At 57.0% G+C, this 26546-nt stretch carries 21 protein-coding genes; 15 read left to right on the forward strand and 6 right to left on the reverse strand.

Features of this window, described 5'->3' with window-relative positions; genetic code table 11:
• Nucleotides 1–121: 121 nt before the first annotated feature.
• From cysK to DOP62_RS02360, 4 genes are all read left to right on the forward strand, one after another.
• The gene (gene cysK, locus DOP62_RS02345; protein WP_208672889.1) at nt 122–1111 is read left to right on the forward strand and encodes a cysteine synthase A; all 990 of its coding nucleotides are present in this window, start codon (nt 122–124) and stop codon (nt 1109–1111) included.
• Entirely contained in the window at nt 1108–2067 is a 960-nt protein-coding gene (gene epsC / locus DOP62_RS02350) for a serine O-acetyltransferase EpsC (protein WP_208672888.1), read from the forward strand. Before cysK ends, epsC begins: the two co-directional genes overlap by 4 nt.
• A 94-nt stretch (nt 2068–2161) precedes the next feature.
• Nucleotides 2162–3082 (forward strand): family 2A encapsulin nanocompartment shell protein SrpI, encoded by a 921-nt coding sequence (srpI, locus tag DOP62_RS02355; RefSeq protein WP_208672887.1) that lies wholly within the window; start codon nt 2162–2164, stop codon nt 3080–3082.
• 153 nt (nt 3083–3235) lie between these two features.
• Nucleotides 3236–5125 (forward strand): family 2A encapsulin nanocompartment cargo protein cysteine desulfurase, encoded by a 1890-nt coding sequence (locus DOP62_RS02360; RefSeq protein ID WP_208672885.1) that lies wholly within the window; start codon nt 3236–3238, stop codon nt 5123–5125.
• Between the two features lie 29 nt (nt 5126–5154).
• Here DOP62_RS02360 and DOP62_RS02365 read toward each other — a convergent pair whose 3' ends face one another.
• The 4 genes from DOP62_RS02365 to DOP62_RS02380 all read right to left on the reverse strand — a co-directional run bounded on the left by DOP62_RS02365 (nt 5155) and on the right by DOP62_RS02380 (nt 9596).
• A complete protein-coding gene (locus DOP62_RS02365) occupies nt 5155–6486 on the reverse strand; it encodes an AMP-binding enzyme (protein WP_208672884.1) in 1332 nt (443 codons plus the stop codon).
• Nucleotides 6462–7421, reverse strand: coding sequence for an o-succinylbenzoate synthase (locus tag DOP62_RS02370; protein ID WP_208672883.1), 960 nt, complete (start codon nt 7419–7421; stop codon nt 6462–6464). The genes DOP62_RS02365 and DOP62_RS02370 overlap by 25 nt, the downstream gene beginning before the upstream one ends.
• On the reverse strand, nt 7418–8920 hold the full coding sequence (gene malQ, locus DOP62_RS02375; protein ID WP_208672882.1) for a 4-alpha-glucanotransferase: 1503 nt from the start codon (nt 8918–8920) through the stop codon (nt 7418–7420). Before malQ ends, DOP62_RS02370 begins: the two co-directional genes overlap by 4 nt.
• A gap of 61 nt (nt 8921–8981) precedes the next feature.
• Complete coding sequence (locus DOP62_RS02380; protein ID WP_208672881.1) at nt 8982–9596, reverse strand: hypothetical protein; 615 nt, start codon at nt 9594–9596, stop codon at nt 8982–8984.
• Nucleotides 9597–9716: 120 nt separating this feature from the next.
• Here DOP62_RS02380 and DOP62_RS02385 point away from each other — a divergent pair, with 120 nt between their 5' ends.
• From DOP62_RS02385 to rodA, 9 genes are all read left to right on the forward strand, one after another.
• Entirely contained in the window at nt 9717–10478 is a 762-nt protein-coding gene (locus DOP62_RS02385) for a YebC/PmpR family DNA-binding transcriptional regulator (protein WP_208672880.1), read from the forward strand.
• Between the two features lie 23 nt (nt 10479–10501).
• Nucleotides 10502–10678, forward strand: coding sequence for a hypothetical protein (locus DOP62_RS02390; protein ID WP_208672878.1), 177 nt, complete (start codon nt 10502–10504; stop codon nt 10676–10678).
• 48 nt (nt 10679–10726) lie between these two features.
• The gene (locus tag DOP62_RS02395; protein ID WP_208672876.1) at nt 10727–11209 is read left to right on the forward strand and encodes a chemotaxis protein CheW; all 483 of its coding nucleotides are present in this window, start codon (nt 10727–10729) and stop codon (nt 11207–11209) included.
• A gap of 19 nt (nt 11210–11228) precedes the next feature.
• Entirely contained in the window at nt 11229–13742 is a 2514-nt protein-coding gene (locus DOP62_RS02400; RefSeq protein ID WP_208672875.1) for a methyl-accepting chemotaxis protein, read from the forward strand.
• A gap of 2 nt (nt 13743–13744) precedes the next feature.
• A complete protein-coding gene (locus DOP62_RS02405) occupies nt 13745–16519 on the forward strand; it encodes a hybrid sensor histidine kinase/response regulator (RefSeq protein WP_208672874.1) in 2775 nt (924 codons plus the stop codon).
• Nucleotides 16520–16522: 3 nt separating this feature from the next.
• Nucleotides 16523–16759: a hypothetical protein gene (locus DOP62_RS02410; protein ID WP_208677661.1), complete on the forward strand. Its 237-nt coding sequence runs from the start codon at nt 16523–16525 to the stop codon at nt 16757–16759.
• 286 nt (nt 16760–17045) lie between these two features.
• Nucleotides 17046–18422, forward strand: coding sequence for a glycosyltransferase (locus tag DOP62_RS02415; protein WP_208672872.1), 1377 nt, complete (start codon nt 17046–17048; stop codon nt 18420–18422).
• A 130-nt stretch (nt 18423–18552) separates the two neighbouring features.
• Nucleotides 18553–19620, forward strand: coding sequence for an Mrp/NBP35 family ATP-binding protein (locus DOP62_RS02420; RefSeq protein ID WP_370538848.1), 1068 nt, complete (start codon nt 18553–18555; stop codon nt 19618–19620).
• A 49-nt stretch (nt 19621–19669) separates the two neighbouring features.
• Entirely contained in the window at nt 19670–20935 is a 1266-nt protein-coding gene (gene rodA, locus DOP62_RS02425) for a rod shape-determining protein RodA (protein ID WP_208672871.1), read from the forward strand.
• A 26-nt stretch (nt 20936–20961) separates the two neighbouring features.
• On the opposite strand, the gene DOP62_RS02430 is transcribed toward rodA, so the two are convergent.
• Nucleotides 20962–24084 carry a DUF3427 domain-containing protein gene (locus tag DOP62_RS02430; protein ID WP_208672870.1) on the reverse strand — a complete coding sequence of 1041 codons (3123 nt, stop codon included), beginning with the start codon at nt 24082–24084 and terminating at the stop codon, nt 20962–20964.
• Nucleotides 24085–24278: 194 nt separating this feature from the next.
• On the reverse strand, nt 24279–25211 hold the full coding sequence (locus tag DOP62_RS02435) for an RpoD/SigA family RNA polymerase sigma factor (protein ID WP_338430634.1): 933 nt from the start codon (nt 25209–25211) through the stop codon (nt 24279–24281).
• A 168-nt stretch (nt 25212–25379) separates the two neighbouring features.
• On the opposite strand from DOP62_RS02435, the gene DOP62_RS02440 reads away from it, so the two are divergent.
• Nucleotides 25380–25577 (forward strand): hypothetical protein, encoded by a 198-nt coding sequence (locus tag DOP62_RS02440; RefSeq protein ID WP_370538849.1) that lies wholly within the window; start codon nt 25380–25382, stop codon nt 25575–25577.
• A 466-nt stretch (nt 25578–26043) separates the two neighbouring features.
• A complete protein-coding gene (locus DOP62_RS02445; protein WP_208672868.1) occupies nt 26044–26496 on the forward strand; it encodes a peroxiredoxin in 453 nt (150 codons plus the stop codon).
• Nucleotides 26497–26546 lie beyond the last annotated feature (50 nt).

A 26546-nucleotide genomic window follows, 5' to 3' on the forward strand; every position in this document is an offset into this window, starting at 1 on the left:
GTGATTAATCTTGTTAGCGCCAAGCTTAAAGAATTCTGAGTTTTGTAAGTTGAATTCATTTTCTTGATCAATCTTGCAGTAGTCCGAAACCCCAGTCCTGACAAGCAAGCGTAGGTTGCCAATGAGTCCTGCAGGAAACTTTTTCGCTGATAACAGTCAGACCATTGGCAAGACGCCCTTGGTTCGCCTCAATCGAATTCTCAAAGGGGCACCCGTGACGCTATTGGCAAAAGTGGAGGGGCGCAATCCAGCCTATTCCGTCAAATGTCGGATTGGCGCGGCCATGATTTGGGATGCAGAGGAGCGAGGGCTACTCGGTCCTGGCAAGGAACTGATTGAACCCACGAGCGGCAATACCGGCATTGCACTGGCATTTGTGGCAGCGGCGCGGGGGATTCCGCTGACGCTGACGATGCCAGAGACGATGAGTTTGGAGCGGCGCAAGCTACTGGCAGCCTATGGCGCCAAGTTGGTGCTGACCGAAGGGGTGAAGGGAATGACGGGAGCCGTGCAGCGAGCCGAAGACATTGCGGCCTCAGATCCCGATCGCTATGTCTTGCTGCAGCAGTTTCGCAATCCGGCCAACCCCGCAATTCATGAGCAAACAACAGGGCCGGAAATTTGGGAGGACACGGGCGGCGCGATCGATATTTTGGTCTCAGGCGTGGGTACCGGCGGCACGATTACGGGCGTTTCGCGCTACATCAAGGAAACGCAGGGCAAACCCATTCTGTCAGTGGCAGTCGAACCTGAGGCTAGTCCGGTAATTAGTCAACGGCGGGCGGGAATTCCGCTGAAGCCGGGGCCACACAAGATTCAAGGGATTGGTGCGGGGTTCTTGCCAGACAACCTCGATCTGTCACTGGTTGATCAGGTAGAGCAAGTCTCGAATGAAGAGGCGATCGCCTATGCCCGTCGCCTTGCCCAAGAAGAGGGGCTGATCTCTGGCATTTCCTGCGGTGCCGCTGTAGCGGCAGCGGTTCGGCTGGCTCAGCAACCCGAACATGCGGGCAAAACGATCGTGGTGGTGCTGCCTGATTCCGGTGAACGCTATCTCAGCACGGCTTTGTTTGACGGCATTTTCAACGAGCAGGGGCTGGCGATCGTATGAGTTTGCCCCCTCGCAGCGATCGCGCTGAGATTCGCACTGGTTGGGGCCTCGACTCGATTGTCTCGGCTCTTAGTCAAGCTTCGACAGATCCGCATCCGCACCATCTTCTATCCGACCAGTTCTATCCATTGCCATCGCGGGAGAGCTTGGGTGCAATCTTGCATGGCCTGCGATCGGTGCTGTTTCCCCGTCATTTTGGCGATCCTGAACTCTCGGCAGAGACCACGCACTATTTCATTGGCAACACGCTCGATAAAACCCTCAACCTGCTAAGTGAACAAATTCGGCGGGAGTTGTGGTTGCAGCACCTCACCCAAGGAACGCCTGAATCCGCGCCAGCGGTGCTCAGTCATCGGGCTAGTGAACTCACGCAAGCCTTTGCCCAAGCCTTGCCTGAAATTAAGCGTTTGCTCGATAGCGACGTCAATGCAGCCTATCTGGGCGATCCTGCGGCGCAGTCGATTAGCGAAATTCTGTTTTGCTATCCCGGCATCACAGCAATTACCTTCCATCGCCTTGCTCATCGGCTCTATCAGTTGGGGCTACCGCTTCTGGCACGGATTACGGCGGAGGTCAGCCACTCAGAAACGGGCATTGATATTCATCCGGGAGCTGCGATTGGGGGGAGCTTCTTCATCGACCACGGCACGGGTGTGGTGATTGGTGAGACCTGTGTGATCGGCGATCGCGTGCGGATTTATCAGGCGGTGACGTTGGGGGCCAAGAGTTTTCCCCGCGATGAAACTGGCGCTCTGATCAAGGGACAGGCTCGCCACCCCGTCATTGAAGACGATGTGGTGATCTACGCCGGAGCCACGTTGCTGGGGCGGATCACCGTGGGTCGTGGCTCTACGATTGGCGGCAATGTTTGGCTGACTCGCAACGTTCCCCCCGGCAGCTTTATTTCGCAGGCACAAATCCGTTCGGAAAACTTTGAAAGTGGCGGAGGCATTTAGCGATGGCAGGCTGTCGCGACCCCGACGCTAGCCGGTGAAGCAAGGATTTTTGCCCTTGCGCTGACTCTTTTTCATTACCCAGGAATTGAAATCCATGACTGATAACGCCCCGCAGTTAGCGTTGCGTGATGTTGCTGCGCGCCAGTTAGCCAACGCCACCAAAACCGTTCCGCAGCTACGGACCATTACACCCCGTTGGTTGGTGCGGCTCTTGCACTGGACGCCGGTGGAAGCCGGTATCTATCGCGTCAACCAAGTCAAAGATGCCTCTCAGATTACGGTGGCCTGTTCGGAACGCGATGAATCGGAGCTGCCAGAAACCTTTGTCGATTACATCGATAATCCGCGGGAGTATTTGCTCAGTGCCGTTAATACGGTGGTAGATGTCCACACACGGATCTCCGACCTTTACAGCAATCCCCACGATCAAATCCGCGAGCAGCTGCGGCTGACGATCGAGATCATGAAGGAGCGGCAGGAAAGCGAGCTAATCAATAGCCGTGAGTATGGGCTGCTGAACAATGTGGCTCCGGGTCAGTTGATCCAAACCCGTACTGGTGCACCGACACCTGACGATCTGGATGAGTTATTGATTCGCGTCTGGAAAGAACCGGCCTTCTTCCTCGCCCATCCGCAGGCGATCGCGGCCTTTGGTCGGGAATGTACACGCCGCGGCGTACCGCCCGCAACGGTTTCCCTGTTTGGCTCCTCTTTCATCACTTGGCGAGGGGTGCCACTGATTCCCTCTGACAAGGTGCCACTGGAAAACGGTAAGACCAAAATCCTGCTGCTGCGGGTTGGTGAAAGTCGGCAGGGCGTCGTGGGGCTCTATCAACCCAATCTGCCAGGGGAACAGGGAATGGGCCTGTCCGTCCGGTTCATGGGGATTAACCGCAAAGCCTTAGCGAGCTATTTGGTGTCGCTCTACTGCTCGCTGGCAGTGTTGACGGATGACGCGTTGGCAGTGCTGGACAACGTCGACGTCACTCAATACCACACCTATCGCTACGACTAATTCTGCTCCCTTTGAGTGTGAGGACTGACGGGGAGCTATTCAGGTGAATGCAGGCCAGATTTGACCGCATCAATCTGTTTTTCGGGGTGGTTACATACCCCAGCTCCCCTATCGCTAGCTGGTTGGTTTGGAGTCGAAATCACGAGGATTGACATGACGAATACTGTTCCGTCCGTGCCGGCGATTCCTAATCTGCCGACTCAACCCGATCCCTTTTTCAATGAGCGATCGCTCGAACAGCTAACTCAAACGGTCTTGCAGGATCTACAGCAGGCTGGAGTGAGCGAAGCAGAATCGGCTCCAATTCCGCCTTCTCTTCCAACGGCATCGCTCCCAAACACACCGGCTGCAGTAACGCCCCAATCTGCTGCTGCTGCTGCGATCGCGCATATCCCTACTCCTCCGAGTTCTTTTGATGAGCGATCGCTGGCTCAGTTGGCGCAGGCTGTTTTGCAAGATCCGCAGTTTGCTAACGCGATCGCGGCTGTATTTCCTGCTGCAACGGTTCCGATGGCAGCTTCAGTTACCCCATCAGCAACTGCTCTGCCAAGTTTTGCACCGAGCTTAGTTCCTACTACGCCACCCATTCATGATGAAGTGGGCGTGATTCCGCATCATCAACTGCCAGTTCCGAGCCAACCCACGCCAACAGGTTTACAGCAACCGCCTGCGGGCAGTGGTGGCAGCGGTTTTTATTTCATTGATGAGCAGGTAGAGACAGCGATCGCGGCGCTGCAGCCCAGTCTGACCGTGTTTTCACAATTCAACTCGACCCCTGCGATTCCAGCATTGACAGGTGCCCATTCTGCTGGGGCAGTTGGCTTCGATATCCATCAAGTCCGTCGAGATTTCCCAATCTTGAAGGAGACGGTCAATGGTCGACCGCTGATTTGGTTTGATAATGCGGCGACAACTCAAAAGCCACAGGTCGTAATCGATCGCCTGTCGCACTATTACCAGCACGAAAATTCCAACATTCACCGTGCCGCGCATGAACTGGCGGCGCGATCGACCGATGCCTATGAATCGGCTCGCGAGCAAGTGCGGCGTTTTCTCAATGCCTCTTCCACTGAAGAAATCGTATTTGTTCGGGGCACTACCGAGGCTATCAATTTAGTTGCCAAAAGTTGGGGATCTCAGAATCTCAAAGAAGGCGATGAAATTATCATTACTTGGCTAGAGCACCATGCCAATATTGTGCCTTGGCAACAGCTCAGTGCTGAGACCGGAGCGCGGCTGCGGGTCGTCCCTGTGGATGATCATGGTCAAGTCCGTCTGGATGAATATCAAAAGCTGCTGAGCGATCGCACCAAGATTGTTTCGTTTACGCAGGTCTCGAATGCTCTCGGCACAATCACGCCAGCACGAGAAATCATTGAACTCGCCCATCGCTATGGAGCAAAGGTGCTGCTCGATGGTGCTCAGTCGGTCTCTCACCTGGCGGTCGATGTGCAAGCGCTGGACTGCGACTGGTTCGTGTTCTCGGGGCACAAGGTTTTTGGCCCGACCGGCATTGGCGTGCTCTATGGCAAACAAGATCTGCTCAATGCCACGCTGCCTTGGCAAAGTGGCGGCAACATGATCGCCGATGTCACGTTTGAGAAGACGGTCTATCAACCGGCTCCGGCGCGCTTTGAAGCGGGGACGGGGAATATTGCCGATGCCGTTGGCTTGGGGACGGCGCTCGATTACGTTCAAAAGATTGGGCTAGAAGCGATCGCGGCTTATGAGCATGAGCTTTTGCTCCACGGCACGGCACTGCTCAGCGAGATTCCGGGGCTACGGCTGATCGGCACGGCGCCTCACAAGGCAGCGGTGCTGTCGTTTGTGTTGGAAGGCTTCAGTCCAGAGGCGATCGGGCAGGCTTTGAATCGAGAAGGAATTGCGGTGCGAGCGGGGCATCACTGCGCTCAGCCGATTCTGCGACGCTTCGGGCTGGAAACGACAGTGCGACCTTCTCTGGCTTTCTACAACACGTTTGAGGAGTTAGAGACGCTAGCAGCAGCGATCCACCGAATTCAGGTGGGTAGCATCCCGCTCTAGGTGCTGCTGGACTCAGGTCAGAGCAGGGTTTAGTGCCCCGTTGACTGCAAGAACTGGCGCACAGCAGCGCGATCGATTTTGCCCTGGCTTGTGCGGGGTAAAGCCGTGCAGCTTAGCCAGCGCTTAGGGTGCTTATAGGCGGCCAATTCCAGCGCGATCGCGGCTTTCATCTGTTCAGCGGTAGTCTCTTCCGACTGAGGGACATAGGCTGCGGCCACAACTTCGCCCCATTCAGAGTCAGCAAGCCCAATCACGCAGACTTCCCGCACCAGACTACTGTTGTAGAGCGCTGTTTCCACTTCCAACGGCCAGATTTTCTCGCCGCCACTGAGAATGCGATCGCCCTGTCGCCCCAGCAAAATTAGACTGTGATCCGCTGACCATTCACCGCGATCGCCGCTCTGCCAAAATCCTTGGTCATCAACGATCGGCTGCAATTGGCTTGGACCCTGCCAGTAGCCCAAGGCCAAGCTCGGGGCTTGAATCGCCACCGTCTGATCGGCATTGAGTTCGATCGTGACGCCCGCTAGCGGTTTGCCAACGCCGCGATCGCCGGCCAAAAACTGCTGCGGGGCAAGAACGCTGATAAAGGCAGCCGTTTCGGTCGCGCCATAGCAAGGCGCGATCGGCAATTGTTCATGCTGCGCCTGCTGGAGCAAGGTTGGCCAAGCCGGTGCGCCTCCCAGCAAAATCAGCGATCGCTGCTGGAGCCAAAGCGATCGCTGCGGCAGTAAGCGTTGGAGTTGCGTCGGCACCAGCGACAACACCGCTTGAGGGCAAGTCGGCAAGGACTCGGCTAATTGCAGCTCAGACCAAGGTAGAAGCCAGAGCGAGCCACCCGTCACCAAGCTGCGAACCGCCACCATCAAGCCGCTGACATGATGCAGGGGCAGGCTACAGATGCCCGCGATCGCTGGACCATCGATCAGGGGCGATCGCTGAAAAGCGATGGCTGCCGCCATCAGTCGATCCCAAGTCTGAATCGCAAAGCGCAGACCACCACTGCTACCACCGGTGGCAATCCCAATCCAGCCTGTCTCGCTTGGGTCAGCAATGCCCGCCGCGGCTGCGATCGGTGCCGCGCCCCAAATCTGCTGCGGCTGCAGTTGCGTGGCAACTATCTCCCATTCCTGCCGCCGCCAACGCGGATTCCCCAGAATGACCGGCCAGCCAGCACTAACCGCTGCAATCCAGTCGGCCAGGTAGGCGATCGCATCGGTGTGAACAATCAGCACCCGCCGAGCCGGACGTTCCTGTAAACTCAGCCAGCGCTGTTCCGCCAACTGCCAGAGCCGATCGCCCTGACCACTGGCCAGCCAGCTCGGTCCCCATTGGGCTAGCTGTTGGAGGGGTGTTGCCATAGTGCTGCTGCAGTCTTGCTCTCCCAATCATCAGCAAACCAAGCAGTGGTTCCCAAGCCCTGCGCTTGATCGGCTCGACCCAGTTGCGCGGCAATCGCAGCAACCGATCGCCAACCGATCGGACTTTCAAACATCGATGAAACGACGACGGGCAATTGATGCTCCTGACAAAACTGCAGAACGGTCTGGGGCCAGCCTGCGATCGCCGGTTTGAGGATGTAGAGTCCGGGCCAGCTTTGGGTCTGCCAAAACTGCAAGGATGACAGCTGACTGACTGATTCATCTAAGGCGAGCGGCACCTGCGGCCAGTTCTGGGCCAGCTTGAGCAGACCATCAACCTGATTAGGATCCAGCGGTTGCTCTAACCACTCAATCCGGCCGGGCTGCCGTTCGTTAATCGCAGTCAGCGCTTGCAGCCAGCGATCGGCTTGCGCCGTCGTCAAGCCGCCATTGGCATCCAACCGCAGTTTTGCCGATCGCGGTAATTGGCGATCGAGCTGCAGGAGGAGTTCAAGTTCGCTCTCCCAATCCAGCCCGATTTTCCACTTGTAGGTGGTTGCGGGAGCTGCTGATGCGATCGCGCGCAGAGCCGCTGCACCCGCTGGCAACAGTACTGCACTAGTTGGCAGCAATCCTGTCCTGATCGGCTTGCGCAGGCAGCCAAAGCCAAACTGACAGGCCGGCAGGGTTGCGGGCACAGCCGCAAGATCCACCCACGTAGGTTGTGCTGGAAAAGCCTCACAGAAAGCGATCGCTTCCGCGAAGGTCTCGCTGCCAAAGGAGGGCCAAGGCGCAATTTCAGCCCAGCGCAGTTCCGTCTCGGTTTCAAGGCGCAACCAAATCCCCGATCGCACGGTGATCTGGGCATCCCGCGCTGTGCGGAGCGGTTGCCGCAAGCGGCGCTGATAGAGCCGAAACGCGAACCGCAAGCTCATCCAAAACAGCGTCCATACAACTGCGAGAGTCGCCGCAAGCGTTGGGCGCGATCGCCCGTCAGCCAGTCGGCACTGAAGCGCCAGTCCCAGTTGCCAGTAGCCTGCCCCGGACGGTTCATGCGAGCGCTGCTATCCAAACCAAAAACATCTTGGAGGGGGGCGATCGCCCAATCCGCCGTTGAACTCCAAGCCAAGCGGAGCAGCTTCCACTCAATTTCCCAGCCCGATTCCGCTCCCAGATAGTCCAGCACTGCCTGCCGATCGCTGTCATTACGGGACAAGAACCAGCCGACGGTCGTGTCGTTGTCGTGAGTGCCCGTGTAAACCACCCAGCGGCGACCCCAGTAGTTGTGCGGTAGATAAGCATTGCCCGAGCCAGAGTCGAATGCAAATTGCAGAATTTTCATACCCGGCAGCTCAAAGCGATCGCGCAGGTCTTCCACCTCGGGCGTGATCACACCCAGATCCTCTGCCAGAATCGGCAACGCCCCGAGTTGCTGGCGAATCGTACTCAGCAGGTCAGCACCCGGTGCTTTGACCCACTCCCCTTCGATCGCCGTTTCTTCACCCGCCGGGACCGACCAAAAAGCTTCCAGCCCTCGGAAATGATCGATGCGAATGTAGTCCACCAAGCTGAGGAGCTGTTGCAACCGCTGCAACCACCAGCGATAGCCATCGGTTTGCAGAGCAGCCCAGTTATAGACCGGATTGCCCCAGAGTTGGCCAGTCTCGGAGAAGTAGTCGGGCGGCACACCAGCCTGCTGATTAACTGCGCCCGTTTCAGGATCGAGGGCGAAAAACTGAGGATTGGCCCAAACGTCCGCACTGTCATGAGCGACGTAGATCGGAATATCGCCAATCAGGGAAATGCGGCGGGCTTGAGCTTCTTCCCGTAGCGCCAGCCACTGCTCCCGAAACTGCCACTGCAAAAACTGCTGGAAGCTGATTTCACCGCCCCAGCGATCGCGGGCTTTGGCTAAGGCTTGAGGCTGCCGCTGACGCAGGGCCTCTGGCCATTCCGTCCAGGGCTGACCCTGGCTGGCCTGTTTAATCGCCATGAACAGGGCATAGTCATCGAGCCAATCAGCTTCCTGTTCGCAAAAGGCTTGGAAAAGTTGGCGATCGCTGGCGGCTGCTTTTTGCAGAAACTGACTGTAGGCGCGGCGCAGCAGTTGATCGCGATAGGGCAAGACGCTGGCAAAATCGACGCGATCGCTCGGAAAAGTAGGACAGTCCGCCCAGTCCGATTCCTGGAGCCAGCCATCTTCTGCCAACAGTTCAGGGCTGATCAGGGCTGGGTTTCCGGCTAGTGCGGAATAGCAGAGATAAGGCGAATAGCCATAGCCCGTCGGTCCTAGGGGCAAGACTTGCCAGAGTTGCTGTCCAGCCGATGCCAGCCAGTCGAGAAACTGCCGAGAGGCAGGACCCAAGTCACCGCTGCCAAACGGCCCCGGCAACGACGTGGGATGTAGCAAGATGCCGGCGGCTCGTGTGAACACGGCGCAACTCCAAGGGGCAAGACGTTTTCAGCGTACCCGTAGGCGATCGCTGACCCAAAGCTCAAAGCGGCGATCGCGTTGTAGGGGGTAAGGCCGGATAGGACCAGTCGCCGTAGATGTCGAGTAAATCTGGGGGTAGAGCGGCCAACAGCCGCACTTCCGCAATCTCCAGTAACTGCTGCAGTTGCGGTTCACCGAGCCGGTGCCCCAACATTTGCAACTGATCCAGCACCTGCGATCGCGACCAGCGATAGGTGTAGGTCAAGGTCAGCAGCAGCCGATCGATGCCCGGCAGTTGGGCGATCGCCACTTGGGTATAAACCCAAAGCGGTGGCGGCATTGAGATTAAGTCGTAGGCGATCGCTTCAGTGGGCGGCAGCCACAAATCCTTCCAATAGCATTCGGCGAATGACTGGTAGTCGGGCCAATCCCAAGTCGTCTCTGCCTGCTGCAAGGCCCGCCACAGTTGCTGCCAGGCTTGCGCCACAGCCCAGTCTGCTTGCGTGGGAGCAGCGATGCGATCGCTCGCCAAGGCTAGAAGTGGGTCGGCATAGCGTTCATAAAGCGCCACAAACGGAGCCGCCGTCTGCCACGGATCAGCCTGAAAAGCCTGTTGAATGGCTGACGTTTCCTGTTGCAGCCAGCCATGGACGCGGGGATGGGCAGAAGGAAGCATCAGGACTGATCAGCCCAGCAAGAATGCACAGCAGTCTATCAAGATCCGCCCTCGGGCTCCGGACTCAATAGAGTTGCTCTAGCATCTTTTAGGCTGAGTGAGGACAGCAGCGAGAGGTCTATGGCGGGTCACAGCAAATGGGCGAATATCAAGCGCCAGAAAGCGCGGGTTGATGCCAAAAAAGCGCAGATTTTTGCCAAGTTGTCTCGGGCAATGATTGTTGCTGCTCGCCAAGGGCTGCCGGATCCGGCTGGCAACTTTCAGCTGCGCACCGCAATCGAGAAGGCCAAAGCGGCGGGCATCCCCAACGACAATATTGAGCGGGCGATCGCCAAGGGAGCCGGGACCCTCAGCGGCGATGGTCGTCAGTTCGAGTCAGTTCGCTATGAAGGCTATGGCCCCGGCGGCATCGCCATCCTGATTGAGGCACTGACCGACAATCGCAACCGGACTGCAGCTAACCTCCGAGCTGCCTTTAGCAAGCAGGGCGGCAATCTCGGTGAAACCGGCTGTGTCAGCTGGATGTTTCGCCAGTGCGGGGTGGTGCAGCTTGCTGGCCCGATCGCAGAGGCTGATCTCTTGGAGGCCTTGCTGGAGCTGCCTGCCGAATCCTATGACCTCGATGAGACGGGGGCAGTCGTTTACGGGAGTGTTGCTGATCTCGAAGCTCTATCTACGCAGTTGCGCCAAGCGGGTTTTGAGGTGGAAGACAGTGAGCTGCGCTGGATTCCTAACGACTACCAACTGGTCACTGACTGGGAGCAGGCGCGATCGCTGTTGCGTTTGTTAGACAGTCTTGAAGACCTAGAAGATGTTTGTAGCGTCACAGCCAACCTCGAATTACCCCCTGAACTGGTCGCCCAACTGGAGGCCACTCTGTGAGGCCAAACTCCCTGTTTAACAGCATGACTGCTGATGAAAACTACGCTGAGGAGTTTCAAGATCCCCCTTTATCCCCTTGTGCAGGCGATTGGGAGGCAGACTGGGAAGAGGCGATCGCGCTCAACGACGGTGCTGACCCCCCCATTCCTGAGACCGTGACAATCGACACGGTTTTGCGGATGTACTCGTCTGATCAATAGACGTACGGTACAGTTTGGTGCAGATCTAGGGCTGCATACACCCTCGCTATGGCTGATCCCACCTCCAACGAGCCCCAGTCGCAGGGGGACCCTTACCTTGCCTTCCAAGTCAGTAAGGGAGAAATTTTTGCGTTTGCGGCAACCAGCGTGCGGGAAGTCATCCTTCAACCCGCTGACACAATCACGCCAATGCCCAATGTTGCGAAGTCCGTTTTGGGCATGTTCAATTTACGCGGTCGCGTGATTTGGGTGGGTGATCTCGCTCAACTCTTGGGCATTCCGAGCCAATTTCGATCGGATCGTCCTGAGGTTCCACTGTTAGCGATCGAGCACGGCAATGCCCTGATGGCACTCATGATCGATCAACTCGGCGGCATGGTCTGGTTGAATCGGCAGGATTTGCGGCCCATCGCTGGCCATGCCCAACTCCAGACGTTTTGTCGTGAGGAACGCCCTGCCAGTGAGACTGGCCGAGCCATTCGCATCTTAGACCCAACCGTCATTCTCGAACCCAAGCACTGGTCCCTCTAGTCTCCCTACTACAAGCGCTATGACCCCGATGGCATCCGAAGATCGCAGCCTGTCCTACGAGCAAGTTGAGCAGGAGTATCTCAGTGGTCACTACACTGAAGCCGCTGAGCTCGCCGAAGCACTGGTGCGCGCTGAGCCGCAAAACCCTCGGCTGCGCCTGTTGCGTGGGCACATTTTCTACAGTCTGGGGCGCAATGATCAGGCGCGCGTGGAATATGAACTAATTCGCGGTCTGACGCCCGATCCGGAAATGCTCGAACAGGCCCTGCTGGGCATGGATCGCTGTGATAGCCGCCCCCAAGCTGATGCTGCCTCAGAAGACACGGAAGGCACGGTCATTGTCCCGATCGGTGCTGAATTGCCGTCGATTGATCGCCTCGACCCGTCTCCTTTGGCTCTGGATTTACCCCCAATTGTTGAACCCGATATTCCTGCCGAGTCCGGCCCTGAGCTGAACGGGGATAATCCCTTCGCGATCGCACCAGAGGCTGCAGAGGCCGCTGAACCAGAAGCGGAGACGGCAGCACCTCCCTGGTTAGCCGACCTTGAGGAGAGTCCAGCCGAAGAGCCCATCGCAGAAGAAGCCAGTCCCGCGCCTTGGGCGGAGGTTGAAGCCGAGCCTTTGACAACAGAAACAGCCGTCTCTACAGAAGCGCTGGAGTCTGAGCTAGAGGCGTCTGTTGAGCCTGCAGCCAGTCCTGAACCGGCCTCAGATGAACCCGCTGCGGTTGAAGAAGTGCCGATCGCCGCTGAGAGCAATGGGGTGACCGAAGAGGTCGCTTTGGCGGCGGAGTTTGCTGCACTGACGGAAACAGAAGCAGTGGCTATTCCGGCTGAAACACTGAGTCTGGCCGTTGAAACATCGGATCAAACAGTCTTTGAAGAAATTGCAGAGGAAATCGCCGAGGAGGTTTTGGGCGCTGCACCTACGGCTCCGGCAACCCAGCCCGAAGCGATCGCCAACCCAGCAGAGGTCACCCTACCAGCACCACCAAACCTGGCTGAGGCTGCTGCGATCGCTCGGCAACCGGTGACTTCTCCCCTGCGGCCCCAAGAGTCGAAAGGAGCCCGAGCGGCCGCCTCAGCAGTTAGCAACAATGCACCGAAGGCGCTTCCTGCTGCGCCCAAACCACCGGCTAAAGCGCAGGTTAGCCTGATCGCGCTAATCTCAGCCTTAGCGGCTGGTGTCGTAGGAGTTGTTGGTTGGCAGGCATCAGCTCCTGAAAACCGCGATCGCGTGTTGCTGGGCAGTCTGGCTGGTATCGCGGTCGCAGGGGGGGCCTCAGCAGCGCTGGCCTTACAACTGCAGAACCAGACTGGTAAGCGTTACCGAGACTTGTTGGAACGCCTCAACGAGCAGTGTCAGCAGATGAGCAATGGCGACTTCGAGACGCCGCTGCAGATCGGAGGCAACGACGATGTGGGAATGTTGGCTCTGCGCTTCGATCGCATGCGCAGTGTCCTCGGCGATCGCATCAATCGGCAGGATAAGCGCCTGACCACCCTCGAGCAACAGCGGGAAGGTCTGCAAAACCAAGTGATTCGGCTGCTGGATGACGTGGAGGGGGTTGCCCACGGTGACTTGACCGTGCAGGCGGAGGTGACTGCAGACATCCTCGGGGCGGTCGCCGACTCCTTCAACCTGACGATTCAGAACCTGCGCGAAATCGTGGCGCAAGTGCGAGACGCTGCACTACAGGTGAACGCTGCGGCCAGCGATAACGAACAGTCAGCCAAAAATCTGTCGGCGGAAGCGCTGCACCAAGCTGAAGAACTCGCCGCTGCTCTTAATTCAGTGCAGGTGATGACGGAGTCCATTCAACGGGTTGCAGTCAGCGCCAGTGAGGCCGAAGCGGTTGCCCGTGCAGCCTCACAAACCGCACTCAAGGGCGGTGAGGCCGTTGACAAGACCCTGTCGGGGATTCTGCGGATTCGAGAGACGGTGGCCGAAACCACCCGCAAGGTGAAGAAGCTGGCTGAGTCGTCCCAAGAAATCTCCAAGATTGTGGCGCTGATTTCTCAGGTCGCCTCGCGCACCAACCTCTTGGCACTCAACGCCAGTATTGAGGCAGCCCGAGCCGGTCAAGCCGGTCGCGGTTTTGCGATCGTTGCGGACGAGGTCCGACAGCTTGCCGATCGCGCGGCCAAATCCTCGAAGGAAATTGAGCAAATCGTGCTCAAAATTCAGAGTGAAACCGGCTTGGTGATGACCGCGATGGAGGAAGGAACCCAGCAGGTCATTCAGGGCACCCGGCTGGCAGAACAGGCCCGTGGCGCGCTCGATGAAATCATTCAGGTCTCGACCAAAATCGATGAACTGGTGCAGTCGATTACGGCTGACACGGTTCAGCAAACGGCCATGTCTCGCAGCATGGCTGAGGTGATGCAATCGGTTGAAGCCACCGCCCAAAATACCTCACAGGAGGCGCAGCAGGTTGCAACCTCGCTGCAGGGCTTGGTAACCATCGCCGGAACCTTGCGAGAGTCCGTAGACCGCTTCCGTCTGCAAGCATCGGCTTCTAAGGAGAACTGAGCATGTCACCCACCAGTGATAATGTCCTGCGATCGCTGTTTCTCCGAGAAACGCGGGAGAATTTACAGCTTCTCAGCAGCACTCTCAGCCAGCTCGAAGCAGGCCTCCCAGAAGCGACCACGCTGGCGGACGCATCTCGGGCGGCTCACTCGCTCAAGGGTGCAGCGGCTTTGCTTAAGTTCGAAACCTTCCGACAGCTCGCAGCAGGTCTGGAATCTTGTCTATCGCTTCTCGCCGAGGCAGAGCTACCGGACTACGCTGCCAGTCTGCCCCTGTTTCAGCAGACAACGACCCTGCTCGTGACCGCCACTGATCGGATCGAGGCGGACGCTGATGATCTCGGCTTGCTGCCTGATGAAGGGCAGCACTTGGTCGAACAGTTGACCCGGCTGCAAGGAACGCTGGAAACCGCTCTTCACACGCCTGTCGATCAGCAGGAAGTGGTTGAAAACACCCTTGAAGATTTACTCAGTCAAGACTTTGAGCCTGTCTTGCCACCTGCCGATCCCAGTTTGGATGAGACGCTGGATGCCTTGCTCGGCGATCTCGAAGAACTCGGGAAGCCTGCTGACTCCGACGACGATCGCCCACCGCTGGAAGAACTTAACTTTGACCTTGAAGACTGGATTGAGGCCAGTGAAGAAGCATCGCAGGCAGCTGAAGTAGACGTTGCCGCCCAGCTCAAAGTTCTAGAAGCCGCGATCGCCGATCTGACACAACAGTCCCAAGAGCAACCCCTGACGCTGGGGATCGATCCCGCCGTCTTGAGTGCTGTCATTCAAGCCCCACCACGGCTACCTGTAACGTTGACCCTAGAGCCCGTCACCAAAGCCCGCAGCCAGGATCGAGGCCCTGTGGCCTTCGAGCAGACGTTGCGGGTCCCCGTACGGCAATTGGATAACCTCAGTAACCTGGTTGGGGAAATCGTTGTCAGCCGGAATACCCTCGAAAGCGACCAATCCCACCTGCGGGAAACCCTCGAGAACCTGATGCTGCAGGTGCATCAGCTAGGGGATCTGGGTGAGCGGATGCGGGAACTGTACGAGCGATCGCTGCTGGAAACCGCACTGGCGGCTCGCCGGCAACTGGTCGGAGCCCCTAGCGCCGTCGCAACGAGTAATCTTTCCACCTTCCCCACTGATCAGTTCGACGATCTAGAACTCGATCGCTTCAGTGGTTTCCACTCCATCTCCCAAGAAATGATGGAGTTGCTGGTGCGGTTGCGCGAGGCGGCCTCAGACATTGACTTCATGGTCAATGAACCGTTTGACCAACTGACCCGCAACTTCCAGCAAATTACTCTGCAACTGCAGAGCGAGCTGAACCAGACGCGCATGGTCCCCTTCTCGGACCTCACCGACCAGCTCCCGCGTGCCGTTCGGGAGATTTCGCGCCGCTGCGGTAAAGGGGCTCACCTCGAGATTGAGGGGCAAGACATCTTGATTGACAAGATGATCCTGCAAAAACTGCAGGCGCCCATGACCCACTTGATTAACAACGCCCTCAGTCATGGCATTGAAACTGCAGAAGTGCGGCAATACCGCAATAAATCCCCGGAGGGAACGCTGGTAGTTCGGGCTTCGCTGCAGGGCAACCGGACCCTGATTACCGTCAGTGACGACGGGGCAGGCATTGATGCGGAGCAGGTGAAGATCAAAGCTCTCTCACGGGGTCTGATTACCCCAGAAGAAGCCGCAGGCATGCGCGTGCGGGAGATTTACGAACTCCTGTTCCGTCCGGGCTTTAGTACCCGCGACCAAGCTGATGAGCTCGCTGGACGCGGGGTTGGCTTGGATGTAGTGCGGCGAGCGCTGCATGAAATTCAAGGCGAGATTGTGGTCGATTCGGAGCTGGGTAAAGGAACGACCTTTACCTTCCGACTACCCTTGACGCTCTCGATTACCAAAGCCTTGACCTGTCTACACGAGCGGGCACGGCTGGCCTTCCCGATGGACAGCGTCGAGGAGATGCTCGACATTCCTCAGCAACGCCTCTCGATGGGGCCGCAAGGCCAACTAGCGTTGGACTGGCACAATCAATCGCTGCCAGTGTTTCCACTCTCATCACTGCTGAATTTCTACCTGCCATTCGGGCGCACTCGCTACTACAACAATCTGGGTGATGACGGCGTGGTGTCGATTGTCATCCTGCGCAATGACAACGAGTACCTCGCCGTTCAGACCGATCAGATTGAGGGCGAGCGTGAAATTGTGATCAAGCAGATCGAAGGTCCGATCGCCAAACCCCTCGGCATTCTGGGGGTCACGGTTCGCTCCGACGGTCAGGTGATGCCAATTGTCGACGTCTTGGAACTGTTTGACATCGCCTATGGACGGGTGCGGCAGCGCCAGACAGCTCCAACGCCACCCAGTTCTGATGAACTCAACACCGCGACCGAACCCATGGTGCTGATTGTCGATGACTCGATCACCGTCCGCGAACTGCTGTCGATGACCTTCAAGAAGGCAGGCTACATCGTCGAGCAGGCGCGCAATGGTCAAGAGGCCCTTGAAAAACTCTATTCGGGACTGCCCTGCGATCTGGTCTTCTGCGATATCGAGATGCCGAAGATGAATGGCCTAGAGCTCTTGGAGCGCCTGCAGGCGGACCCCAAACTGCGGCGGTTACCAGTGGCTATGCTGACATCGCGAGGTGCCGATCGCCATCGACAGATCGCGGCTCACTTGGGGGCACGGGCCTACTTCTCCAAGCCCTACCTCGAGGAGCAACTGTTGGAGGCATCAGCACGCCTGAGAAACGGCGAACGGCTGATTTAGCGCATGGAACGCTTTGCCGGGATTGCGCTTGCACTCTTTGGAATGTTCTGCCTCCTCTTGCCGACCACGCGGCGCGATCGCTGGCTCTCTGCACTGCCGGCGATCGTCGCGGGGGGAGTTTTGCACTGGCAGTCCGAACGCGATCGCCAAGAACAAGCGCAGCGACAGGCTGATCAGCCCCTCGATCTCGAAGCAGGAGACGTCCTAGACCCCACTCGGAATAAGCCGGGGCGCACTTAAAGCCGGCTCCAGAACTGGTCATCCGTTTTCCGCTAGTAGGGCTTGAAGGCATTGAGGTTATCAAGGCCGAGCCATTGCGGTTTGCAATCCTTTTCCCAGAACAGAATCTTGGAACGCGTACCCAATTCTGTAGTGCCTCACAGGAATCGGGTGCGATCGCACAGAGTCCCAGGAGAACGCAACTTTACTGAGCAGCTAATCAGTGTTCCCGCCGAATCGGCTGAGCCTGTGATAAGAACAGAGAGTCTTAACGCCTGTTCTTGTTTCTTTTGCGGCGACCCTGTCCATGCCTCTTAATTCAGCCTCGGATGTGGCCGTGACTCCCTCACCTGTGGCACTCCCATCCACCCCAGAGATGAACTATTACCAATACACCGCTGGGCGTCGTCGTAAGGCCGCTTTTGTCCTAATCGCTGTCTGGGGACTGACCCTCGCGCTGCATCTGAGTGCTGGGGGTGGGGTGATAGTCTGGGCGATCGCGATCGCCTTGGCGATCCACTGCATGCGACTCCTGGGCAGCCGCAGTCACACTGACCCCGCCAGCTTGCCTGCCGATCGTGCAGACTGGCCTCGAGTTTCCTTGCTGGTAGCGGCCAAAAATGAAGCCGAGGTCATCGATCGCCTCGTCAACAACCTCTGCCAGTTGGACTATCCCAGCGATCGCCTCGAGGTGTGGATCATCGACGATGCCAGCACCGACGCCACACCCGATCGCCTGCGCCAACTGCAAAGCCGCTATCCCCAACTGCGGGTGCATCGCCGCGAAGCTGGAGCCACAGGGGGCAAGTCAGGAGCACTCAATGAAGTCTGGCCCCAAACGACAGGCGAATTTATTGCAGTCTTTGATGCCGATGCCCAAGCACCAGCCGATTTGCTGCAACAAGTCCTGCCGCGTTTCCAACAGCCCCAATTGGGCGCAGTTCAAGTGCGAAAGGCGATCACTAATAGTGGCAGCAATTTTTGGACGCGGGGACAGACCGTGGAAATGATGCTCGATGCCTACCTGCAACAACAGCGAGTGGCGATCGGAGGCATTGGCGAGCTGCGGGGCAATGGTCAGTTCATCCGGCGAGCTGCCCTAGAAGGCTGTGGGGGCTTTAACGAAGAAACCATTACTGACGACCTCGATTTAGCGTTCCGGCTCCATCTGGATCACTGGTGGATTGACTGCTGCATTCATCCGGCGGTGCAAGAAGAAGGGGTGGTGCGCAGCCTAGCCCTCTGGCATCAGCGACGCCGTTGGGCCGAAGGAGGCTACCAGCGCTATCTCGACTACTGGCCCTGGTTGATCCGCAACCGTCTGGGAAGCCAACGCAGTTTAGATCTCGCGATCTTTTGGCTGACTCAATACGTCCTGCCCACCGCCGCGATTCCCGACCTCGTTTTTGCCCTGATCCTCAAGCGATCGCCCCTCTATGGCCCGCTCGCAGGTTTGACAGTCGGGCTGACAGTGATCAGTTTGCTGCGTGGCATCCGCCAAGCGCGATCGTCAGAATTGCGTAATCCTTGGCCGATCGGACAGAGCCTGCTCGGCGTGATCTACATGCTGCATTGGGTTCCGGTGATGGCCTACACCACCGCTCGCATGGCCTTCTGGCCGAAACAATTGCGCTGGGTCAAAACCGTCCATGTGGGCGAGACCAGCTCGGTCCCTGTTGCTTAATTATCCCAGTGGAGGCTGGCCGCTAAGGTTCTCTATGGTTCCCCGCCATACATCCCAGGCTCATGCCTGCTGGGTTGGAGAACGCTTGTCTATAAGATAGAGGGCGGTATGCTGTCACGCCCTCGCACCTATGACTTTGACGACCGCGGCTGTTTTGGATGCTCTGCGTCCCGTAGAAGATCCTGAGCTCCGTCGCAGCTTGGTGGAACTCAACATGATTCGCGATGTGGCGATCGCGGGTGATCAGGTTAGTTTTCGGCTGGTTCTGACGACGCCGGCTTGTCCGTTGCGTGAGTTCATCGTGGCAGATTGCGAAAAAGCGGTGAAAGCCCTACCGGGTGTCGCCACTGTCAATATCGACGTTGGGGCCGAAATTCCCCAGCAACGCAGCCTGCCCGATCGCCAAGGCATTGGCGGCGTGCGCAATATTCTGGCGATCTCCAGCGGTAAGGGCGGGGTCGGCAAAAGCACCGTCTCGGTCAACACTGCTGTTGCTCTGGCCAAAGCAGGGGCACGAGTGGGTCTGCTCGATGCGGATATCTACGGACCCAATACCCCCACTATGCTCGGGGTTGCCGATGCTCAGCCGCAGGTCAAGCCCAGTCCTCAAGGGGACATCCTGATTCCGATTGAGACCCACGGAATCAAGCTGGTATCGATGGCCTTTTTGATTGACCCCGATCAGCCGGTGATGTGGCGGGGGCCTATGCTCAACGGCATCATTCGCCAGTTTCTCTATCAGACAGAATGGGGCGAACTGGACTACCTGATCGTTGATATGCCACCGGGAACGGGGGACGCCCAACTGACGCTAGCCCAAGCGGTGCCTCTGGCTGGAGCGGTGATTGTCACAACGCCGCAAACGGTGTCCTTGCTGGATTCGCGCAAGGGCTTACGGATGTTCCAGCAGCTCAAGGTGCCGGTGTTGGGCATTGTCGAGAACATGAGCTTCTTCATTCCGCCGGATCTGCCCGATCGCCGCTACGACATTTTTGGTTCCGGCGGTGGCGAGAAAACCGCTCGCGAGCTAGAAGTGCCCCTGCTAGGGGGTATTCCCCTCGAAATTCCGCTGCGGGAAGGCGGCGACCGCGGTGTACCGATCGTGGTCAGTCAGCCCGAATCCGCCTCGGCACAAGCCTTAACTGCGATCGCCCAAAAGATGGCAGCTGCCATCTCCGTCGCTGCGTTGACGCCATAAGCAAGGCTAGAAAGCTACCCTGCCTTAAGGACTTGCTCTGAGGACATTCATGCTGGCTCGCAGCTTTCGGTTTGGACAGTGGCGCCAACGGTTTGCCTTTCTCGACGCTTGGAAGGATCTAGATCGCTGGCTGCTGTTTATTCCGATCGGGCTGACGCTGCTGGGTGGTCTCCTGATCCGCAGTACTCAAGCCAATCAGGACTTTGCAGACTGGTGGCAACACTGGATTACTGGCGCGGTGGGTGTGGGACTGGCGCTGGCGATCGCCCGTTGGCGCTATGACAACTGGCTGAAGCTGCAGTGGTGGCTCTATGGCGCCACCTGCCTCTCGCTGATTGCGGTGCGCTTTGTGGGAACCACTGCACTGGGAGCCGAACGCTGGATCAGTATTGGCGGCTTCAACGTCCAGCCCTCAGAGTTTGCCAAACCGCTGATGATTGTTGTGCTGGCGGGCATTTTGAGCCGCGAGACCGCCGATCGCCTCCCAGGACTACTGAAAGCGATCGCCATCATGTCAGTCCCTTGGCTGTTGATCTTCCTGCAGCCCAACCTTGGGACGTCCTTGATCTTTGGGGCGATTGTCTTTGGCATGCTCTACTGGGCCAATGCCAAACCAGGTTGGCTCTTATTGATGCTGTCGCCATTGCCCTCAGCCATTTTGTTTGAGGCGCTGCCTTGGGTCTGGCCCATCTGGCTGGGCTGGATGACCTATGTGGGCTGGCAAAGTTTCGCGTGGCACTGGCGTGGCGCGATCGGAGCATTACTGACCAATATTACCAGTGGGGTTGTTGCCGGTTGGGCTTGGGAAAACCTGTTGCAGGACTACCAACGCGACCGGCTGATCCTCTTTCTCGATCCCAACAAGGACCCACTTGGGGGCGGCTATAACCTGATTCAAGCGCGGATTGCGATCGGGGCAGGGGGACTCTGGGGGCAAGGGCTGCATCAGGGCACGCAAACCCAGTTGCGCTTCATTCCAGAGCAGCACACGGACTTCATCTTCTCAGCGGTGGGTGAAGAGTTGGGCTTTGTTGGCTCGATCGCAGTCATCCTGCTGTTCTGGTTGGTGTGCTGGCGGTTGATTGCGATCGCGACCAGTGCCCGCGACAACTTTGGCTCATTGCTGGCGATCGGGGTGCTCTCGATGCTGGTCTTCCAGATTGTCATCAATATTTCGATGACGATTGGACTTGGCCCAGTCACGGGTATTCCGCTGCCTTGGCTCAGCTATGGGCGATCGGCACTTCTCGCCAATTTCATCGCGATTGGCATTGTGGAGTCGGTTTGGCGCTTCCGACAGATCAGCCGCTACTAACTTCCCTCGGTTTTCATCCATGCCGGTCAAACCGCGATCGCGATCGTCGGATAGAGGGCAGCCGGAATTGGGTGATGAAGTCGCCAGCGAATTGCCATCGGGCGATCGCCTTGATGTCTGACGTAATCGGCAAATCCTAGACAGAGAAACGGCAGGGTTTGTCCATTCTGTTGGCGGCTTTCACGGACAAACAAAATCACATGACTGCCACGATCGCGGTGGTGGATATAGCGTTGTCCAGTGGGAGAAGTAGCGCGGGTTGTACTCTGGCTTTCCCAATGAAACTCCGTAGGACTGATGGCATAGTCGTTGTAGCGAGTCGTGGGCGAGAACAGTTTCTCCGACTTTTTCAGAGTGACGAAGAGTAGATCAGTTTGACTCGTTGGCTCAAAATAAACACCTTCACGGCTGAGGTAGCGTTGTTGATCATTGAGCGCTCCAAAGGCGGCCAGAATTTCGGCGCGGCTATAGCGACCGTGCACTTGTAGCGGAATGGGTTGCGTCCAGCTGAGCGGCCGAACTAGATGATCGGTGGATTCCACCAGGAATTCGAACAAGGCTTGCAGTTCTTCCCGAATCGCGATCGCGGCCCAAAAACGTGAAAGCGCTTCAGACAAAGCAACATACTGCTTCCCCGTTCCCCACACTTGCACCATCAGCATTTGCCAGAGACGCTGTTCTCGCGAACTACAGTGCTGCAGATCCGGTGGTGTTGGCTGACTCAACTGTTGCTGATAGAACTGCAGTCGCTGCGGATCATCTATGTGGGAGAGGTTAGCGATCGCACGCCCCAAGCGATCTTCATCGGGATGCGGGGAATCCCGGCGCCAACCAAGGTCGCGCTGCAGACGAGTCCACGATCCGGCCAAGCGATAGAAATCTGCTAACTCTAATCCCAGTGCGGTTAAGAATTCTGGTAAAGAACAGCGGCCAAGACGGGCAGCTTCTTGCAACAGTTGCGATCGCCGGCTCGGTAGGCTCTGCTTGAGATTATCGAGAATGATCCCCTGGGCAACGCGATCGAGTTGCAGACTACAGCCAGCCGGCAGAAAGGGGAATTCCTGCTCTAATTGCTCTTTGAATTGTTGGCGACTGCCCCCCAACAAAGCTCGATAGCGCCAGTCATAGCGAAACTGCCGATGCGCTTGACCAATAAAATCCAAAACAGTCAGGCAGTCTTTACCAGGATGGAGCCGGAGTCCGCGCCCGAGCTGCTGCAGAAAAACCGTGGCAGACTCCGTGGGGCGCAACAGCAGAATCGTATTGATCTCCGGAATATCTAAACCCTCGTTAAACAGATCGACCGCAAAGATAATCTGCAACTCGCCGCGTCGTAATTGCTGAATAGCTTCCTGACGAGTGTGGCGATCGCAAATACCATCCAGGGCGATCGCACCAATGCCAGCTTTTTGAAACTTATACGCCATGTAGTGAGCGTGTTCCACACTGACGCAAAAGCCCAAGGCTCGCATGCGCGAGACATCAGGCACTTTATCGAACAACTCTTTGAGAATTAGCCGGAGCCGAGCATCATCGCCGGTATAGAGCGCACTCAGCTCTTCACTGACATAGCCACCCCGACGCCACTGTAAGCGTGAGAGATCAGTGCTGTCGTGAATCCCGAAATAGTGAAAAGGACAGAGCAAGCCTTGATCTAGAGCTGTCCAGAGACGGAGTTCAGCCGCAATTCGGTTGTCAAACCAATTCAGAATGGTCTCGCCATCACTCCGCTCAGGCGTCGCTGTCAGCCCAAGCAATAGTTGTGGTTGCAGATAGTCCAGCCAGTGACGATAGCTGTCGGCAGCGGCATGGTGAAACTCATCGACAATCACCACGGCAAAGCGATCGGCTGCGAGTTGATTTGGATCGAGGCTGGCCAGGGACTGCACCGAAGCAAAGACATGCTGCCACTGCTGAGGCCGCTGACCATCGACGAGTAGTTCACCGAAATCGCCCTGCTTGAGTACCATCCGAAACGTGCTGAGGCTTTGCTGCAAAATTTCCTTACGGTGGGCAACAAACAATAGTCGTGGCGAGGCTGTTCCAGCAAATTTGGGAAAGTCGCGGCTCAGGCGTGCATAGTCCAGCGCTGCCATCACGGTCTTGCCAGTGCCAGTGGCTGCTACAACCAGATTGCGCCAGCGATCGTGCAGGAGCCGTTCTGCTTGCAAACGCTCCAGAATTTCCTGTTGGTAGGCGTAGGGATGGATATCGAAGAAAGCGATTGTGGCCGAGGTATCCGATTGCTCACGACCCAAGGCGCGATCGAAGCGGTACTGCTCTTGCTCACTCGCTCGATAGGGCTCAAACTCGCCTTCTTCCCAGTAGCTCTCAAAGGCGGCTTGAAATTTACTCAAAATGCTGGGGTTATCAACACCCGAGAGACGTACATTCCACTCCAGCCCATCTTGCAGCGCCGCAGTCGAGAGGTTGGATGAGCCGATATAGGCTGTGTCGTAGCCACTCTGACGATGAAAAAACCAAGCTTTGGCATGGAGACGAGTGCGGCGGGTGTCGTAGCTCACCCGTACTTCTGCACCTTGCCCAACCAGCCAATCTAACGCCCGGCGATCAGTTGCTCCTAGATAAACCGTGGTGAGGACGCGCAGCGATCGCCCGCTTTCCAAATAGGTTTTGAGTCGGTCTTGCAGCAGTCGTAGCCCAGACCACTTGATAAAGGCACAGAGGAGATCGACGCGATCGGCAGAGGGTAATTCATGCTGTAGCGCCTGTCCGACATTCGGTTCGCCCGTGGCATTGACCAGTAGCGTACTGTCGCTGAGCGGAATCAGGGGCCGACTGACACCGGCTTGTCCGGGGAGCAGCCGGTGGCTACGAATCTCCGTCAGTCGTTGACTGGGATTGAGGAGCTGATCGTCCGTCACGATCGCTTTTGGAGCTGCCGTTTGTAAGACTTCAACCAGACGGTTGATCAGCTCAATCTGCGCTGCGACCTTATCCTTCCCACTGAGATGGGGCAGGGCGATCACCACCAGGCTGCGGAGGTAGTGCGCTAATTGCTGGGGCGCCTCAGCAGGATCCAGATTCTCGAGATCAATCCTGTTTGTTGGAACTTGCTGTAACTGCCGCTGCAGGCCAAGAGAAATCAACTGCTCATAGAGACCCGTCGGCAGCGGCTCCTGAACCATAGCGATCGACTGCAATTAAAACCCCAGTATGCGATTGCTCCTCAGTGCTGAGAAGCTATCTCAGGGGAAAAACAGTCCGCAGATGCAATCGTCTACTCAGTCGCAAGATCTCGGTTCAGCAATAAAAAAGTTCGGACGCCAAGCACCGCGCCCAAACTTCTTGCAGATCCCGTTCTCATTCCCCGAAGGTGCTATCAGACAGCAATCCGCGATCGCTTGGTCAAGTTGCGCAGTTTTCGTAGGGCTTTGACTTCTACCTGCCGGACGCGCTCCCGCGAGACCTCCATCATTCGACCGATCTCTGCCAAGGTGTGCCGCTCGCCATCACCCAGACCAAAGCGGAGATAGAGCACCTGGCGCTCTTGGGGGGTCAGATGCTCGAGCCAAGCATCGAGCTGCTCGCGCTGCATCGCACTTTCCATGAGATCCATGGGTTCACTGCCGTTGGGATCGGCAATCAATTCACCCAAGAAGCTCTTGCCGTCGTCGCCGCTGACCGGAGCATCCAAGCTGGTGCACTGGCGCGACTGGCGCAAAATCGTTTCGAGGTCTTGGAGCGGCAGCTGCACTGCTTCGGCAATTTCTTGGCGCGAGGGCAGACGGCCAAGCTCATGGGCCAGCTCGCGGGTGACCTTGCGAATTTGACTCAGCCGTTCAGTTAAGTGAACGGGTAGGCGAATCGTACGAGATTGGCAGGCGATCGCCCGTGTCATGCTCTGGCGAATCCACCAGAAAGCGTAGGTCGAGAATTTATAGCCCTTGGAAGGATCGAATTTCTCGACAGCGCGCTCAAGACCCAAGGCACCTTCTTGGATGAGGTCGAGAAACTCGAGACCCTTACCCTGGTATTTCTTTGCGACCGAGACGACAAGACGCAGGTTTGCCTTGATCATTCGCTCTTTGGCGCGTTGCCCGAGCTGAATCGCTGCGGTCTCTGCCTCGGTAAAAGAGCGATCGCTGGAAGCGTCTTCAAGCAGGTTCATCATCACCTGCACTTTCTGACCCAACTCGATTTCCTGATCTGCAGTGAGCAGCGGAATTCGACCAATAGAGCTGAGGTACCAGCTCACGTTATCTCTTGTTCGTCGCTGAGCCGTCGCGACAGCATGGGCCGAAGCACTTGCCATACGCACCCCCGAAAGCATTAAGAGAAAAATGCAGCAAAACGATGATTTAAATCAAGGCTCTTAAGGTTATCTTCAGATTAGGAATGTGTCGAAAATGTAAGAGGGATTACAGTTTCTTCACTAATCCATGACTCTGATATAACTACAGCTTAACGAAGTTCTGCCATCATGGGCGCATCTCTGCTGAACTCTGAAAATTTCTGTATGGCTGACTACAAGTTACCCGCATCTTTCTTTGTCGAAGTAAATGGCCAATCCCTAGAATTTTGCGATCGCCAGTCGGCGCTTGAGTTCCTGCAAAGACTCTACCAGCCTAAGGAACAGCAGTGGCGAGTCATCAGTCGTTCCAGCAGTGATCGCGGTTAGAGACTGCCGTTCTCGCGAAACCCGTTCGCAGCACTGATAGTGTCAGCTTAAGCAATAAAAAAGTAAAACTTCTCAATATCTGAAGGCCTAAAGTTTCAGCGTTCGTTATTTAAATTCCGTTACTGATTGCAGGAGATTACTCAACCGCTCTCTGCACTAAGTGACACTTGAGGCTTGTCGCAAAATCTGTGTTGCCAACGCGCTCGGAATCGTGTTGAAGTGATTGCCAGCGCTAGGTTGCCGCTCTCAGGACCGATGAAAGCGCAAAATTTTTGACTCAAACACGCACAAGGGTAACACCAGCGTTTTAGCCTGAACCTCGCCTTGATACGTACGGACGATCGCTTCAGTGCATCCACTGAGCTCAGGTGCGATCGCGTTGGGATTGCATCATGGCTGCTGACTAAACCCTCAGCCGAAATCCGTGTCAGGATACGGGCGACCCTTTGATCAAGCTGAACTTCCTATGGCGATCGCAGTTGGTGATGTCGCGCCCGACTTTTCCTTGCCGGCTCAAGATGGTTCGACAGTCTCGCTGAGTGACTTCCGAGGTCAAAAGCCCGTCGTCCTCTACTTCTATCCCAAGGACGACACGCCGGGTTGCACCATCGAAGCCTGCAGCTTCCGCGATAGCTACACCGCCTTTCAAGAGGCTGGTGCAGTGGTGCTGGGGGTCAGTAGCGACTCGGTAGAGTCACACCAGCGCTTTGCGAAAAAGTACAACCTGCCCTTTCAACTCCTCAGCGACGAGGGCGATCGTCTGCGCCAGTCCTACGGCGTCCCCAAGACGCTATTTGTGATTCCCGGCCGTGTCACCTACGTGATTGATAAAGAAGGCAAAGTCCGCCATATCTTTGATTCACTCCTGAATGCCCAAGCCCACATTCAGGAATCGCTGAATATTCTGCGATCGCTCTAAATCTCGGGCTAACCCAAGCGTTGAGGACGATACTCAGCAGTCTTGCAAGA

The organism is Synechococcus elongatus PCC 11801, assembly GCF_003846445.2.
GTDB lineage: Bacteria > Cyanobacteriota > Cyanobacteriia > Synechococcales > Synechococcaceae > Synechococcus > Synechococcus elongatus_A.